Annotated in this window: 13 protein-coding genes and 1 pseudogene; 4 read left to right on the forward strand and 10 right to left on the reverse strand. The window is 70.7% G+C overall.

Annotated elements, in window-relative coordinates; translation table 11 throughout:
- Positions 1–82 precede the first annotated feature (82 nt).
- From ABEA10_RS21380 to dxr, 6 genes are all read right to left on the reverse strand, one after another.
- Entirely contained in the window at positions 83–925 is an 843-nt protein-coding gene (locus ABEA10_RS21380; protein ID WP_329262353.1) for a GNAT family N-acetyltransferase, read from the reverse strand.
- A gap of 230 nt (positions 926–1,155) precedes the next feature.
- Positions 1,156–2,763, reverse strand: coding sequence for an alpha/beta hydrolase (locus ABEA10_RS21385; RefSeq protein WP_345466464.1), 1,608 nt, complete (start codon positions 2,761–2,763; stop codon positions 1,156–1,158).
- A gap of 182 nt (positions 2,764–2,945) precedes the next feature.
- On the reverse strand, positions 2,946–4,508 hold the full coding sequence (locus tag ABEA10_RS21390) for an alpha/beta hydrolase (protein ID WP_345466466.1): 1,563 nt from the start codon (positions 4,506–4,508) through the stop codon (positions 2,946–2,948).
- 202 nt (positions 4,509–4,710) lie between these two features.
- Entirely contained in the window at positions 4,711–5,868 is a 1,158-nt protein-coding gene (gene ispG / locus ABEA10_RS21395; RefSeq protein WP_345466468.1) for a flavodoxin-dependent (E)-4-hydroxy-3-methylbut-2-enyl-diphosphate synthase, read from the reverse strand.
- Positions 5,869–5,992: 124 nt separating this feature from the next.
- Positions 5,993–7,180, reverse strand: a complete 1,188-nt coding sequence (locus ABEA10_RS21400) for a M50 family metallopeptidase (protein WP_345466470.1) — start codon at positions 7,178–7,180, stop codon at positions 5,993–5,995.
- Positions 7,177–8,364 carry a 1-deoxy-D-xylulose-5-phosphate reductoisomerase gene (dxr, locus tag ABEA10_RS21405; protein ID WP_425550944.1) on the reverse strand — a complete coding sequence of 396 codons (1,188 nt, stop codon included), beginning with the start codon at positions 8,362–8,364 and terminating at the stop codon, positions 7,177–7,179. The genes ABEA10_RS21400 and dxr overlap by 4 nt, the downstream gene beginning before the upstream one ends.
- Before the next feature lie 166 nt (positions 8,365–8,530).
- Here dxr and ABEA10_RS21410 point away from each other — a divergent pair, with 166 nt between their 5' ends.
- Positions 8,531–9,532, forward strand: coding sequence for a trypsin-like serine peptidase (locus ABEA10_RS21410; protein ID WP_345466472.1), 1,002 nt, complete (start codon positions 8,531–8,533; stop codon positions 9,530–9,532).
- Between the two features lie 237 nt (positions 9,533–9,769).
- Positions 9,770–10,282 carry a GNAT family N-acetyltransferase gene (locus ABEA10_RS21415; protein WP_345466474.1) on the forward strand — a complete coding sequence of 171 codons (513 nt, stop codon included), beginning with the start codon at positions 9,770–9,772 and terminating at the stop codon, positions 10,280–10,282.
- Between the two features lie 10 nt (positions 10,283–10,292).
- Here ABEA10_RS21415 and ABEA10_RS21420 read toward each other — a convergent pair whose 3' ends face one another.
- The 3 genes and pseudogenes from ABEA10_RS21420 to ABEA10_RS21425 form a co-directional block, all read right to left on the reverse strand.
- Positions 10,293–10,937 carry a serine/threonine-protein kinase gene (locus ABEA10_RS21420; protein ID WP_345466476.1) on the reverse strand — a complete coding sequence of 215 codons (645 nt, stop codon included), beginning with the start codon at positions 10,935–10,937 and terminating at the stop codon, positions 10,293–10,295.
- A 32-nt stretch (positions 10,938–10,969) separates the two neighbouring features.
- Positions 10,970–11,209, reverse strand: a pseudogene (locus ABEA10_RS51530) (serine/threonine-protein kinase); the annotation flags it as partial.
- A gap of 89 nt (positions 11,210–11,298) precedes the next feature.
- A complete protein-coding gene (locus ABEA10_RS21425) occupies positions 11,299–13,407 on the reverse strand; it encodes an MMPL family transporter (protein WP_345466478.1) in 2,109 nt (702 codons plus the stop codon).
- A gap of 110 nt (positions 13,408–13,517) precedes the next feature.
- Here ABEA10_RS21425 and ABEA10_RS21430 point away from each other — a divergent pair, with 110 nt between their 5' ends.
- Complete coding sequence (locus tag ABEA10_RS21430; RefSeq protein WP_345466480.1) at positions 13,518–14,234, forward strand: TetR/AcrR family transcriptional regulator; 717 nt, start codon at positions 13,518–13,520, stop codon at positions 14,232–14,234.
- Positions 14,235–14,446: 212 nt separating this feature from the next.
- The gene (locus ABEA10_RS21435) at positions 14,447–14,695 is read left to right on the forward strand and encodes a hypothetical protein (RefSeq protein WP_329256592.1); all 249 of its coding nucleotides are present in this window, start codon (positions 14,447–14,449) and stop codon (positions 14,693–14,695) included.
- A gap of 138 nt (positions 14,696–14,833) precedes the next feature.
- Here the strand turns inward: ABEA10_RS21435 and ABEA10_RS21440 are convergent, their stop codons facing one another.
- The gene (locus tag ABEA10_RS21440; RefSeq protein WP_345466484.1) at positions 14,834–16,015 is read right to left on the reverse strand and encodes an ABC transporter substrate-binding protein; all 1,182 of its coding nucleotides are present in this window, start codon (positions 16,013–16,015) and stop codon (positions 14,834–14,836) included.
- Positions 16,016–16,041: the final 26 nt, after the last annotated feature.

The raw sequence follows: 16,041 nt of genomic DNA on the forward strand, positions 1-16,041 counted from the left end.
CGTTGTCCCATCCATTCCCAGCGGCGACGTCATCCGATCCGACGAGCGGCCTCCGGCGGCGGTTCCGCCGTACGGGCGTCCGCTAGAACATCACGGACATGAAGGTGTTCACGTCGTGCAGGCCGACGCGGCGGTACGTGGCGCGCGCCGGGATGTTGAAGTCGTTGACGTACAGCGAGACCGCGGGGGCGATGGACCGCAGAGCCTCGTCGACGACGGCCGCCATGCCGTGGACCGCGTGGCGGCGGCCGCGCAGCTCGGGATTGACCCACACGCCCTGCACCTGACACGCGTGCGGGGTGACCGCGCCGATCTCGGCCTTGAACACCACGCGTCCGCCCTCGATGCGGGCGAATGCCCGGCCCGAGCGGATCAGCTCGGCGACCCGGGCGCGGTAGAGGACTCCCCCGTCACCGGCCTGCGGGGAGATCCCGACCTCCTCGGTGAACATGGCGACGCACGCGGGATAGAGGGTGTCGAAGTCCTTCATCGTGACCCTCCGCACCTGGGTGTCGGGGGCGACCTGCGGAGGCGACGTGGTCGACATGACCGGCTGGGCGGCGCGGATGGCACGCGGAGGCCCCCAGGAGGGACGCAGGGCGTTCCAGAGCTGGGTCACCGGGCCGACCGGGCCGACGATCGAGGAGCACCGGCGTCCCTGCGAGCGGGCCCGGTCCGCGAAGTGGCGGACCGCCTGCTCGTCGGCGGCGACCGGCACGAGGTTGGCGCCGGCGTAGCAGAGGGAGGTCAGTCGCCCGTCGGGGAGATAGCCCCACATCTGGGCGCCCAGGCGTCGGTAGTCCAGGCCCGCGACGTGGACGCGGGAACTGACGAAGACGTTGGAGACCGGGTCGGCGTCGAGGATCGCAAGCGCCTCGTCGAGGTGGCGGTCGTCGAGTATGCGGACCGGCGAGGTCCGGAGCACCGGGCTCACGAGATCTCCTCAGCTGCTCGCTCGGAGCCATGCGGGCCGGATCGCCGCCGTGCCGACAGATCCGCTCCCCTCACGGTGTCAAGGGTACGGCAGTATCAGCCGAAGATCTCTCCCAAGGTACGACAGGCATCTCATCAGCGGAGATCCTCGGGAATTTACGGCGCTTGCGACAAACGGCGCCCCCGGCCGGAGGCCGGGGGCGCCGCGGTCTCAGCCGGCGGTCAGGGACGGCCGAAAAGCGGACGGGCGGGCACCCGCGGCGTGACGGATCCCCCCGAGGTCCTGGCCGACGCCTTGGCGGCGGCACCGGCGGGCACCGGGTCCGGCAGCGCCTTGCAGGTCGCGTCCGGGCCGTTGCCCGGCCTGTCCTTGGGCAGCGCGTCCGTGGCCAGGTACGCCGCGACCTTGTCGTCGAGGCAGGCGTTCCCGTTCAGCGTGTTGGCGTGGGTCTTGCCGCCGATCTCGGAGACGAGACGGGAGGGCAGCAGCTTGTGCATCTCCTCGCCGCCCGGGTACGGCGTCGCGGCGTCCAGCGTCGACTGGACGAGCAGCGCCGGAGTCATGCCCCTGGCCTTGATCTTCAGCTTGGGGCCGCCCTGGAAGGGCCAGAAGGCGACCGGGGCGTTGAACCAGACGTTGCTCCAGGTGTTGTAGCGGTAGCCCTGCCGGTAGAGCTTTGCCGCGTCCCTGTGCCACGTGCTCCAGTCGCGCGGCCACCGCGCGTCGGCGGCCTGCACGGCGTTGTACATCGCGAAGCCGTTGTCGTCGGCGGAGAAGACGTAGTTCTCGTAGAAGTCGGTGATCGCCGAGGCGTCGCCCTTCGTCACGTACGCCGAGAACACGTCCGCGGTCGGCTCGTACCAGCCGGTGCTGTATCCGGCGTTGAGGAAGGTGTCGTCCAGCTCGTCGGGGCCGACCTCGCCGCCGATGGCCTGCTTGCCGGCCTTGGCGCGGATGGCGTAGTACGCCTGCTCCACCTTCGCCTCGGTGGTGCCGAGGTGGTACACCGAGTCGTACTTGGCGACCCAGCCGAAGAAGAACTTGATGTTCCGCTCGAACGCCTTGTCCTGCTCGAGTTGCGCGTCGTACCAGACGCCGCGGTCGTCGACGTTGCCGTCGAGGATCATGTGCCTGACGCGCTGCGGGAACAGCGTGCCGTACGTCGCGCCGAGGTAGGTGCCGTAGGAGAAGCCGTAGTAGCTGATCTGCTTCTGGCCCAGCGCGGAGCGGATCGCGTCGATGTCGCGTGCCGCGTCGGTGGTGCGCAGGTGCGGCAGGAGCCAGCCGAACCGCTTGGCGCAGGCCTGCGCGTACGCCTTGGACTTCTTGAGCCAGGCCGCCTCGTCCGCCGCCGAGTGCGGGACGTAGTCGGGCCGCACGGGGTCGGAGTAGTGCGGGTCGCAGGTCAGCGCTGGCTCGCTGGCCCCCACGCCACGCGGGTCGAACCCGATGATGTCGTAGTCGGCGGGGATCTCGTCGTGGCCCGCGCCGCTGAACCAGCTCGCGAGGCCGCCGGACAGGTACAGCCCGCTGCCGCCCGGGCCGCCCGGGTTGCCGATCAGTACGCCCTTGTAGTGCGCGTCATCGGTGTGCTTGACCCGTGAGATCGCGACGGAGATCTTCTTTCCGTTCGGATGGCCGTAGTCCAGCGGCACCTGGATCTGGGCACATTCCGCATTGGCCAGATAAGGATCGTCGCCGGCGCATTTCGCCCAGGCGATCGCGGCGGGAGCCGGCGTCGCCTCGGCCGACGCGGACACGGACACGGCCACGGCCGACCCGGCGAGTCCCACGCCCGCCACGGCCGTGATGACAGCAAGTCTCTTCACGAAACCCCCTACGCACGCGGCGTCCGACGATGGCCGCGCTGGTCTGAATGCGCAGATTGTTTCGCTCGGGGCATTTGGCGAAAAGGGGGCTATTTAAGTGTTGCGAGATCGTGATTGCTTACCGGGAAAAGCGAGGCAGGGGAAGACCCCCGGCGCGCCGCCGGGGGTCTTCCTTCTCGCTCCTACGGGCGGACGAGCGCCTGCGGGAACTGCGGCGCGACGGCCGCCTTGGCGGTGGCCGACGACGCCGAGGACGGCGGAACCGGCTCGGGCAGACGCGGGCAGTGCGTCTGGTTCGCCGGCAGGGTGCCGTCGGTGAGGAAGGCGGCGAACTTCGAGTCGATGCAGGTGTTGCCCCGCTCGACGACGCCGTGCGTACGGCCGCCGTCCTCGATCACCAGGCGCGACCCCTTCAGCCGCTTGTTCATCTCCACGCCGCCGGGGAACGGCGTCGCGGCGTCGTTGGTCGCTTGGAAGAGCAGCACCGGCGGGATGCCCTTGGCGTGCCCCACGTCGACCGGCTTGCCGGGCTTGGCGGGCCAGGTCAGACACGGCGCGTTGTACCAGGCGTTGGACCAGGTCTCGAACTGGTAGCCCTGGGCGTACAGCTTCGCGTTGTCCTTGCGCCAGGTGTTCCAGTTCTGCGGCCACCGGACGTCGCTGCACTGCACGGCGTTGTAGACGACGTAGCCGTTGTCGTCCGTGGTCGCGCCGAGCAGGTTGAAGGCGTCGACCAGCGGCTTGCTGTTGCCGGCCTTGTACTGGGCCAGGGCGTTGGTCAGGTACGGCCAGTACGCGCCCAGGTCGATGTACCCCGCGACCAGGTAGGTGTCGATGAACTCGGCACCGCCCACGACACCGCCCGCCGGCGACTTGACCAGCTTCTCGCGCGTGTCGAAGAAGACCTTCCGCACCGCCTGCTGCGTCGTGCCCAGGTGGTAGACCGAGTCGTACTTGGCGGCCCACGCGAACAGGGCGTTGATGTTGCCCTCGAAGGCCTTGTCCTGCTCGAGGTTGGCGTCGTACCAGACGTCACTCGGCTTGACGTTGCTGTCCAGCACCATGCGGCGGACATGCGACGGGTACATCGTCGCGTACACCGAGCCGAGGTACGTGCCGTAGGACGCGCCGTAGTAGTTGATCTGCTTCTGGCCCAGCGCGGCGCGGATGTCGTCCATGTCCTGGACGGCGTCCGTCGTCTTCATGTGCTGGAGCAGAGAGCCGTACTTGCTCCCGCAGGCCTTGGCGTACCCGGCCGCCTTCTTCAGCCACGTCGCCTCCAGCGCCTTGCTGGTGGGGACGTAGTCGGGCCGCACCGGCTGGAAGTAGTTCGGGTCGCAGCTGAGCGACGGGCTGCTGCCGCCGACGCCGCGCGGGTCGAAGCCGACGACGTCGTAGGTGGCCTTGAGGCTGTCCGGCAGGCCGTTCGCCACGCGCAGTGCGAAGTCGCGGCCGGTGCCGCCCGGACCGCCCGGGTTGACCAGCAGAGAGCCCTGGTAGCCGGTCGTGCCCGTGTGCTTGAAGCGGGACAGCGCCAGGGTGATCTGCCGGCCGTGCGGCTTGGCGTGGTCGAGTGGCACTTGGAGGCTGGCGCACTCCAGGCCGCTCAGGCTCGGATCGGTACAGGCCGACCAGCTCAGGCTCGTGGTCGGCTGAGCGGGGCGGGCCTGGGCGACGGTCGGCGCCAGCGCCAACGCGACCAGACCGGCTCCGGCGGCGGCCGCCGTGATGGCAAGCTTTTTCACGTAACCCCTTTCGCGCGGGGTTCGGAAATGAACCCCGGTTCATGCGGTAACGCACGATTTTCGTGACGACGCCGTACGGCCGGGAAGAGTCCGGCCGACAGTGGCCAGCACAAAGGCCGCACGCACGGCAAAGCCCCCGGCCGTTCGGCCGGGGGCTTTGCGAAGCCTAGTGGTCAGGCGGACGCGGAGCCGTCACCCACGCTCAGGAGACGGTGACGTCCGCTCCGGGGCCTTCGCCGGTGACGTCGACTCCCATCTCGTCGGCGATGCGGACGGCCTCTTCGATGAGGGTCTCGACGATGGCGGACTCGGGCACGGTCTTGATGACCTGGCCCTTGACGAAGATCTGGCCCTTGCCGTTGCCGGAGGCGACGCCGAGGTCGGCCTCGCGCGCCTCGCCGGGGCCGTTGACGACGCAACCCATGACGGCGACCCGCAGGGGCACCGGGAAGTCCTGCAGCGCGGCGGTCACCTGGTCGGCCAGGGAGTAGACGTCCACCTGGGCGCGGCCGCAGGAGGGGCAGGAGACGATCTCCAGGCCGCGCTCGCGCAGCCCCAGGGACTCCAGGATCGCCAGGCCGACCTTGACCTCCTCGACGGGCGGCGCCGACAGGGAGACCCGGATCGTGTCGCCGATGCCTTCGGCCAGCAGCGCGCCGAACGCCACCGAGGACTTGATCGTGCCCTGGAACGCCGGCCCGGCCTCGGTGACCCCGAGGTGGAGCGGGTAGTCGCACTGAGCGGCGAGCTGACGGTAGGCGTTGATCATCACGACCGGGTCGTTGTGCTTGACCGAGATCTTGATGTCGCGGAAGTCGTGCTCCTCGAACAGGGAGCACTCCCACAGCGCCGACTCCACCAGCGCCTCCGGCGTCGCCTTGCCGTACTTTTCCAGCAGGCGCTTGTCCAGCGACCCGGCGTTGACGCCGATGCGGATCGGCACACCCGCGTCCTTGGCCGCGCGGGCGATCTCACCGACCTTGTCGTCGAACTTCTTGATGTTGCCCGGGTTGACCCGGACCGCCGCGCACCCGGCGTCGATCGCGGCGAAGACGTACTTGGGCTGGAAGTGGATGTCGGCGATCACCGGGATCTGCGACTTGCGGGCGATCGCCGGCAGCGCGTCGGCGTCGTCCTGCGACGGCACCGCCACCCGCACGATCTGGCAACCCGACGCCGTCAACTCGGCGATCTGCTGAAGAGTCGCGTTGACATCCGCCGTCAGTGTCGTCGTCATGGACTGCACCGACACCGGGGCGTCGCCGCCCACGGGGACCGAGCCCACCATGATCTGCCGCGACTTGCGGCGCGGAGCGATCGGCTTGGGCCTCGCCTGCGGAATCCCGAGTTCGACGGTCATGGGTCACGCGGCACGGAGCCGTGTGCTCCGGGAGCTGCCGCGCCCTCCTTTCGAGTTGTCACTGTCAGGCGGACGTACGGACACAAGCCTAGGCAACGGGTGAAGTGATGCGCACCCGAAGGGTCTATTGAGGCACTTTGAGGGGGTTGAAGACATCGGCGAGAATCAGCAAAACCCCGAGCCCGACGAGCAGCGTCACCGCGACGTACGTCAGCGGCATCAGCTTCGTCATGTCGACCGGCCCGGGGTCCGGCCGCCCCCGCACGCGGAAGACCAGGGCCTTGATCCGCTCATAGCAGACCACGGCGAGGTGACCGCCGTCCAGCGGCAGCAGCGGCACCAGGTTGAGCAGGCCGACGAACAGGTTCAGCGAGACGATGAGCAGCACGAACGACGTGAGCTTGTCCCGCCACGTGTCGCTGGAGGAGAACACCTGCCCCGACGCCTCCGCGCCGCCGACGATGCTCCCCGCCTGGCCGCCGGGCGTGCTGGCGCGCTCGTGGCCGAACAGCTTGGGGATCGCGTGCGGGATGTCCGCCACCACCCCGGCGATCGAGACCGTCATGTCCCCCATGAACCGCCCGGCGAACCGGACCGACGCCACCGGTCCGAGCCGGCGCGTGTGCGCGACCGGCTCCACCCCCAGGTAACCGTGCCCCTGGAGGGCCGCGACGGTGACCGGCAGGGAGACCCGCCGACCGTTCCGCTCGACCACGACCGTCACCGGGCGGCCCGGCCCGGTGTCCTTGATCGCCGCGGACAGCTGGTTCCAGTCGCGCACCGGGCGCCCGCCGAACGACACGATCCGGTCGCGCGCCCGCAGCCCCGCCTTCTTCGACGGGGACTCCGGGTCACGGGGCGCGCAGGTGTCGGCGGCCGTCACGCAGGGCGAGACGCGCCGTACGACGGTCGTGGCGGCGCGGTCGGAGGGCAGGCCGATCCCGGCGGCCAGCCCGACCAGTAGCAGGAACGCCAGGAGAAGGTTCATCACCACGCCGGCGACGATGACCGTCGCGCGGCGCGCCGCGGGCTGGCGGTAGAAGGCGCGCGGCTCGTCGGCGGGGTCGACCTCCTCCAGCGGGGTGTAGCCGACGATCTTCACGAAGCCGCCGAGCGGTATCGCCTTGATGCCGTACTCGGTCTCGCCCCGCCGGCGCGACCACAGGGTGGCACCGAACCCCGCGAAGAACTGCGACGCCTTCATGCCGAAGCGCTTCGCGGTGATCAGGTGCCCGGCCTCGTGCAGCACGACGGACAGCAGGAGCGCCACGACGAAGGCGACGACTCCGAGGAGGCCGTAGAGATGGGTCAACCAGAAGTCAGCTCCCGTGCCCGGGTCCGTGCCCAGTCGTCGGCGGCCAGCACGTCGTCGAGCGTCAGCGCGGCCGGCGTCTGAGCGCCTGATCCGCTCATGTGCTCCGACACTACCCGTGCGACGGTGTCGACAATCGCGGGAAATCTGACGGTTCCCTTGAGGAAGGCCGCCACGCACTCCTCATTCGCGCCGTTGTAGACCGCCGGGGCCGTGCCGCCGGCCGCCCCGACCTCACGTGCGAGGCGCACGGAGGGGAACGCGTCGTTGTCGAGCGGGAAGAACTCCCAGGTGTGCGCGCGGGTCCAGTCGATGCCGGGGGCGGCGTCCGGCACCCGGTCGGGCCAGGCCAGGGCGAGGGCGATCGGCAGGCGCATGTCGGGCGGACTGGCCTGCGCGATCGTCGAGCCGTCGGCGAACTCCACCATCGAGTGGACGGCCGACTGCGGGTGCACCATGACCTCGATCGACTCGAAGGGCACGTCGTACAGCAGGTGCGCCTCGATCACCTCGAGGCCCTTGTTGACCAGCGTGGCGGAGTTGATCGTGATGAGCGGGCCCATCGCCCACGTGGGGTGCGCGAGCGCCTGCTCGGGCGTGACGTCCGCCATCTCCGCGCGGCTCCGGCCGCGGAACGGCCCGCCGCTCGCGGTGACGACGAGCCGGCGCACCTCGCCGCGGTCTCCCCCGCGCAGGCACTGCGCGAGCGCGGAGTGCTCGGAGTCGACCGGGACGATCTGGCCCGGCTTGGCGCGCTGCCGGACGAGCGGGCCGCCGATGATCAGCGACTCCTTGTTGGCGAGCGCGAGGGTGCGCCCCGCGTCGAGGGCGGCGAGGGTCGAGGTGAGGCCGGCGGCGCCGTCGATGCCGTTGAGCACGATGTCGCACGGCCACGCCGCCACCTCGGCGATGGTGGCCGGACCGGCGAGGATCCGGGGCAGGCGGTAGTCGCCGGAGGAGTAGCCGCGCTTCTGCGCCTCGGCGTACACGGCGAGCTGCAGGTCCTCGGCGGCCGAGCCCTTGGCCACCGCGACCACCTCGGGGCGCAGGTCCAGCGTCTGCGCGGCAAGCAGGTCGACCCGGCCTCCGCCCGCCGCGAGCCCGGTCACGCGGAACCGGTCCGGGTTACGCCGGATCACGTCGATGGCCTGCGTGCCGATCGACCCGGTCGAGCCCAGGATCACGACGTCTTTCGCACCGCCCGCGGCGGGGTTCTCCTCGGAAATCACCCCTCCATTCTCACCACGGCCGGAGAGGTCCGCGACGTCAAAGCACACATCACCCGATCACGAGCGCCGTTTTACTCAAAGTGAGCTTGTGATCACCCTCGGTGCTGCACACTTTTGGCTCATGTTCACCAGATCCCCCTTGGCTCTCGTGGTCCCCGCCGTCAGCGCCGCGCTCGGCATGGTCGGCTCGGCGACCTCGCATCCGGCGCCCGGCGTGACCGCGGTGACCGACCACGTGATCGCGACCGCGTCGTCCGCGACCCTCCGCTACTGGACGGTCGAGCGGATGCGGCGCGCCGTCGTCCCCCCGCACCGCCCGCGCCCGTACGCCATGACCGAGCGCGCCGAAGGCACGGCCTCCGGCGCCGGCGACGCCCCGGGCACGCCGGTCACCGTTCCCGGCAGCGTGCCCGAGCGGCAGTCCAGCCGCCGCGCCGTGGAGACCCCGGGCGCGCCCTGGACCTCACGCGGCGCCGTACGCGCCACGACCGGCAAGGTCTTCTTCACCATCAACGGCGGCGACTACGTCTGCTCCGCCGGCACCGTCGCCAGCGCCAACCGCGATCTGGTGGTCACCGCGGGGCACTGCGCGCGGGACGCCGCCGGCCACTGGGCCGAGAACTGGATCTACGTGCCGGGCTACGACGAGGGCCACCGGCCGTACGGCGCCTTCACCGCCCGTCACCTGTTCGTCCCCGGGCCGTGGACGGCGCACGCCGACCAGAACTACGACGTCGCGCTCGTCGCGCTGGCGACCTCCGCCGGACGCCACGTCACCGACGTGGTCGGCGCGCAGGGCATCGCCTTCGACCAGCCGCGCGGCGCGCTGGTGTACGGCTTCGGCTACCCCGCGGGCGGGCGGTACGACGGCGAGCGGCTGACGTACTGCAGCGGCCGGACCTACCCCGACTCCCACAAGATCACCAAGGACGAGGGGCTGCGCTGCGACATGACCGAGGGCTCCAGCGGCGGGCCGTGGCTGACCCGTTTCGACGCGGGCACCGGCACGGGCGTCGTGACCTCGGTGAGCAGCTTCAAGTACGCCGACGACCCGGCCACGATGTACGGCCCCTATTTCGGCAACACGGTCCGCCGGATGTACGACCGCGCCCAGCGGACGTGAAATGCGGGCCCGCACGCCGGCGGATCTCTACTGTTGTCCCGCGTGAGCGAACGGACCAAAAAACACGCGCGCACGGTCGCTCCTCCGACGAGGGAGGGCTCGTGAACGAGCGGAGCGAGCGAACCAAAAAACACGCGCGCATGGTCACTCCTCCGACGAAGGAGGGCTCGTGAACGAGCGGAGCGAGCGAACCAAAAAACACGCGCGCACGGTCACTCCTCCGACGAAGGAGGGCTCATGAGCGTCAGCCGACGTGTCGAGTTGGTGGTGGCCTCGTTCGACGACCCGATCGTGACCGGACTCCTGGCGAAGGCACGGCCCCGCGCGGAGGCGTCGGCGGCCGGCCAGACGGTGGTTCCCCGCCCCCGGTCCGGAGCGGACCCGTACGGCCGGCACGTGCCCGCGGACGCCGGGGTCGTGTTCGTCGTCGCCCGGCGGGCCGACGCGCCGGACGGCCCGGTCGGCTGCGCCGGGCTGCGGCGCATCGCCGACGACACCGCCGAGGTCGAGCGCCTCTACGTACGCCCGCCGTACCGCGGGCAGGGCATCTCACGGCTGCTGCTCGCCGGAGTGGAGGACCTCGCCCGGCGGCGCGGTTTCGCGGTCGTCCGCCTGGCAGCGGCCGACCTGCGCGTCGCCGGGCTCTACGTCTCGCGCGGCTACGTCCGGATCGCGCCGTTCGGGCGGCGGCCCGGGCCGAGCGTCTGCTTCGAGAAGTCGCTGCTCGTCACCGGCGGCCGGCCCGGCTGACCGCGAGCGGTCAGGGCACCTTCCAGAGCCGGATGGTCCGGTCGTTGGCGCCGGCGGCCAGGGGTCCGGCCGTCCGGGCTGAACGCCAGGGAGTTGACGGCGGCGTCGTCGGGGTCGGCGAGGGTGGCGACGGCGCGACGGGCGCGGGCCGCCGCGGTTCCGCGTGCGCGAGGGGCGTGAGCAGACCGCGGACGGCGTCGGCCGTCAGCCGCTCGGCCGGGTCCTTGCGCAGCAGGCCCGCCAGCACCTCGGTGAGAGGACCGGCGTGGACGGGCGGGGCGGGGTTCTCGGTCGCGATGGCGACGGATACCGATCCGTGCGTGGGGCCGGAGAAGGGCGGATGCCCCTCGACGGCGGCGTACAGGGTGGCGCCCAGGGACCACAGGTCCGACCGAGGGCCGGCGCGGTGGCCGCGTACCTGTTCGGGCGCCATGAAGGCTGGAGTGCCCAAGAGCGTGCCGGTATGAGTGATGGTGGCGTCGCCGTCCAGCGCGGCGATGCCGAAGTCGGTGAGGACGGCGCGGTCGACCTCCAGCAGGACGTTGGCGGGTTTGATGTCGCGGTGCACGATGCCCTGCGCGTGAGCCGCCGACAGGGCCGCCAGCACCTGCTCGCCGATCGCGGCGACCCACGGGACAGTTCCATGACGATCCACGGGCGCCCGTCGTCCCCCACCACGCGCTCGTACACCGTCACGATGCCCGGGTGCCGGAGCCGGGCCGCCGCCCGCGGCTCGCGCTCCATCCGGGCGTACCAGACACGGCGCTCGCCCTCACCGACGTGGTCCGGGAGACGGAGTTCCTTGACGGCCACCAGGCGGTCGAGGTCGGTGTCTCGCGCCCGCCACACCGCGCCTATTCCGCCCCGGCCGAGCGGCCCGAGGATGTGGTACCGGTCCGCCAGCATCACTCGGACACTCTCGTTCATATAAGGAAAATAGCGTCAGGCGGACATGGTCCGCCCGACGCCTTCCCGGGCCCGTCTCAACGCCCGCCCCCGCAGGGCGGTGACGGCCCCTAACCGGCCTCGCCGAGGGCGACGCGGGAGTGCAGGCGGCGCAGCGGGCGGGGCAGCCACCAGTTGGCCCGGCCCAGCAGGCGGATCGTGGCCGGCACCAGCAGCGCCCGTACGAGCGTGGCGTCGACCACCACGGCGGCGAGCAGTCCCACCCCGATCAGCTTGATGAACATGATCCCCGAGGTGACGAAGGCGCCGATCACGATGGCCAGGAGCAGCGCCGCGTTCGTGATGATCGCGCCGGTGCGTTGCAGGCCGGCGGCGACCGCCGCGGTGTTGTCCCTCGTACGATCCCACTCCTCGCGGATCCGGCTGAGCAGGAACAGCTCGTAGTCCATCGACAGCCCGAAGGCCACCGCGAGGATGAGGACCGGCTGCGACGCCTCCACCGTCCCCGTGGAGGTGAAGCCGAGCGGGCCGGCCAGGTGCCCGTCCTGGAAGCCCCAGACCATCACGCCGAACGCCGCGCTGAGCGACAGGGCGTTCATCACGAGCGCCTTGAGCGGGAGTACGACCGAGCCGAGCGCGGCGAACAGCAGCGCGAACGTCACCACGCCGACGAACAGCGCGGTCCATGGCAGCACGTGGCCGAGGCTGCTCAGCAGGTCCACGAGTTCGGCGCTCTGGCCGCCGACGTACACCCGCCCCGGTGCGGGCAGCGCACGGATCCGCCTGACCAGGTCACGCGCCTGCTGCGACTGCGGGTCGGCCGGCGTGCGCACCGCGATGTGCGTGGCGCTCCGGCCCGTGCCGACGACGTCCGCGCCCGCGACCCCGCGCACGCTCCGCAGGCGGCCGGTGTAGCCGTCCACGTCCGCCTTCGCGACGTCACCCGCGACGACGACGTCGATCGGGGACAGTGCGCCGTGGGAGAAGTCGTGGTCGAGGGTCGCCGAGACGGTGCGCGGTTCGGAGCCGGGCGGCAGCGCGCGCACGTCCACGCTGCCGAACCGGATACCGAGGAACGGCGCGCCCAGCACGAGCAGGACCAGCACCGAGCCGGTGGCGTACGCGACGGGCCGCCGCATGACGCTGGCCGCGAGCCGCGACCACGCGCCCCGGCCCTTCTCCTTCTCCGTCCGGCGTGCGCGTCCGAACCGCAGCGCGTCGACGCGACGGCCCAGCAGCGCCAGCAGCGCGGGCAGGACGGTGAGCGCGGCGAGCATGTCGACGAGCACGACCGCCATGCCCCCGAGGCCCATCGACCGCAGGAACATCTGGGGGAAGAACAGCAGGCCGCCGAGCGCGATGGCGACGGTGATGCCGGAGAAGGCGACGGTGCGGCCGGCGGTGGCCATGGTCCGTACGAGCGCCTCCCGCTCGGAGCCGGTCCGGCGCAGTTCCTCCCGGTAGCGGGTGACGATGAACAGGGCGTAGTCGATGGCCAGGCCGAGCCCGAGCATCGTCACGATGTTGGTCGCGAAGGTGGAGACGTCGGTGGCGAGTGTGATCAGCCGCAGCGCGGTGAAGGCGCCGAGGATCGCCACGCCGCCGATGGCCAGCGGCAGGAGCGCCGACACCAGGCTGCCGAAGATCACCACGAGCAGGACCAGCAGGATCGGCGTGGAGATCATCTCGGCACGGGCGAGGCCGGCGGCGGTCTGCCGGCTCAGCTCGGCGTTGGTGCCGATGACGCCCCCGCGGGAGGTGCGAAGTCCCGGCGCGGCCAGGTGGTCGCGGATCCGGTCGTAGGTCTTCAGGCGCTCCGGCAGGTCGGCACCGGCCAGCCGGAGCGCGGCGTAGGTCGCGTGCCGGTCGCGTGAGACCAGCGCCGGAGATCCGCTGTTCCAGTAGGTGGTGACATGGGGCACGTCGGCCGAGGGCAGGCGGGCCAGCGTACCGGTGACGGCGGCACGGAACGCCGGGTCGTCCACGGTCGTGGACGCGCTCTCGTACAGCACGACCAGTTCGTCGTCGGCCGGGCCGATCCGGTCGTTGACGATCTTGGCGGCGTGGGAGGACCCGGAGCCCGGGTCGTCGAAGCCGCCGCTCTTGAGCGCCCCGAAGACTCCGGTCCCCCACGCGGAGGCGGCGGCGATCAGCACCAGGGCGCCGACGATGACCCACCGGCGTCGCCGCTGGACGAAGCGGCCGAGAGATTCGAACATGCGCCTGCTCCCCAGGTAGGCTGTTATCGGCGATAGCGAAAGTTAACGCCGTTTACTCGTAAACGGCGTTAACTAAAGCACACGCCGTTTACGACCGTCAAGGGAGAACCGTGCCGACGACCCGCCGGGAACGCATGCGCGACGCGACGCTGCTGGAGATCAAAGAGGTGGCGAGGGAGCACCTGCGTGCCCACGGCCCATCCGGCATCTCCCTGCGCGGCATCGCCCGGGACCTCGGCATGACCGCTCCGGCGCTGTACCGGTACTACGCGAGCCTCGACGATCTCCTGACCGCGATGATCGAGACGTACACGAACGAGATCTGCGACGCGATGGAGGCGGCGCGCGACGCGATGCCCGCCGACGACCTCGACGGGCGGCTCGTCGCGGTGACCCGCGCCTTCCGCCGCTGGTCGCTGGACCACCGGCCCGAGTTCGCCATGGTCTTCGGCGCGCCCGTACCCGGCTACACCGAGCCCGAGGAGGGCGGCGTGCACCAGGCCGGCGGGCGGATGGGCGCCATCTTCTTCGCCTTGTTCTTCGAGCTGTGGCGGCGGCAGCCGTTCCCCGTGCCGCCGGACGAGGAGATCACGCCCGCGCTGAGGCGTCAGCTGCGGCTGTTCGCCGCCGCGTGCTGCGGAGAGGACGACGATGCTCCGCTGGGCGTCATCCGGCTGTTCGCGGCGTCCTGGGTGCGCCTGTACGGCTTGGTGGCCATTGAGGTCTTCGGACACATGCATTTCATGCTCGAGGACATGGAACCATTGTTCGAGGCCGAGCTGAATGATCTGGCGAAGACGATCGGGCTGGAGAAGGGCTCGGCCTAGAAATCGCCCGCGCTACGTCGGCAAGAGGGTACGACCAGGTGGTTTGTCGCCGACAGCCGGATTCTGACCCGGTGAGACGGTCGCGGCGTACGGTAATCCCCAGCGGGCCCGGTTTTGCCGTGCTTTGCAATTTCAGCGACTGATTAAACACCTTCCCGGCGATAGAAATGGAGCCGAAGCGGAGCCGACGAGGTTGGGGGGAGCTGAGCTTCATGGCCCGTTCCGGTCCGACATTCGACCCGGACGGTCTGACCGCCGCGCAGCGCGACGGAGAGGCCTGCGTCGTGTGCCACAAGAAGTGGCCACGGCCGAGGGCCCACGTCGGACGGCTGCCGGACGACTCGCGGGTGTTCGCGTGCGACGACTGCGTACCGGCCTTGCGGATCATCCCGCAGCCGGTGCGCCGGCGAACCACCGCGCGCCGGCAGACCAGGCGAAGCGAGAGCCTGACCAGAGCCTAATTGGAGAGCGTCCTGAGTCCGGGGGGAGCCCAGGACGCTCATGGAGACGCGCGCCCGGCGGGGGCGGCCGGGCGCGCGTCTCTTCACCTGTCCGGGGCCGGCGCCGGACACCTCGCGAGCGGACGCGGCGCCGGAAGCTCAGTCGCGGGCATCCCGCCAGGCGCGGTTCCAGTCCGCGTAGTCGGCGCAGCTCTTGCTGTTCACGCAGCTCGCCGCCGGCATCCGGGCGAACATCACCTTGCTCAGGTAGCCGCGGTCCCCCACGTGGTAGGCGCTGCAGAACTGCGGGCGCAGCCGGTCACGGGCGCAGGCGTCCGGGTTCGCGGGCGCGACGCCGTCCCACTCGGCCACCTGCTGCTGCACCTCGGGCGAGCTCGCCCAGTTGAGCCACTGGTACATGCAGTTGGGATGGTCGGCGCGGGGACTCATCATCCACGCGTCCATCCAGCCGGTCACGCCCTCGCGCGGCGTGACGCCCGCGACCGGCCGTCCGCTGCGGCTCAGCACGTCGACCTGGTACGGCCAGACCTCGCCCAGCACCGCGTCGCCGGTGGCGAACGCCGCGATCGCGTCCGAGGGGTTGAGCCAGTAGGTCTTCACCATCGGCCGCTGCTTGTCCACCAGCGCGGCCGCCGCCGCGAGCTGCTTGGGCGTGAGCGCGAACGGGTCCTTGATGTGCAGCTTGCGATTGTGCGACCGCAGGTAGAGCGCGGCATCGCCCAGCGTCAACGGGCTGTCGCGGACGACCAGGCGCCCGGAGTACTTCTTCGCCTGAGCCGAGTCGAACAGCGCCGCCCAGCTGTCCGGCTGCGGGCGCACGGTGCGCGGGTCGTACATGAGGAGGTTCGCCCCCCAGGTGAACGGCACGGCGTAGTGCTTGCCCTTCACGGTGAGCTGGGAGCGGAGCTCGGGTTCGAGATCCTTGTAGTCGTCGATGAGATCGGTGTTGATCGGCACGGCCTGCTTGGAGGCGATGAGCTCGCCGGCGATCTCCGGTGTGGCCGCGACCCCGTCGTAGTGGAGGTCCGGATTCGACATCAGGTCGAGCATCTCCTGCGGGTTCGCCGCGTACTTCATCTTGACCTGACACTTGGTCTTCTTCTCGAACGGAGTGATCCAGTCGACGCGCGGGTCGTTCCCGCCGCTCTCGGCATAGCCGTTCCAGCTGACGAGGGAGACCAGGCCCTCGCCCTGGCCCATGGTCTGCGCCGCACGCACCTCTTTGGTGCGCCGGCCGTCGTCGGCGCCCCCGCCGCTGCAGCCCGCGAGACCGAGTGCGGTGGCCGCTATGGCCGCCGCGAGCATCCGCGAACGCCTCATGCCGCTCCGTTCGTCGCGTTGAAACC

The sequence above is a fragment of the Actinoallomurus oryzae genome, from assembly GCF_039541955.1.
Taxonomy (GTDB): Bacteria; Actinomycetota; Actinomycetes; order Streptosporangiales; family Streptosporangiaceae; genus Actinoallomurus; species Actinoallomurus oryzae.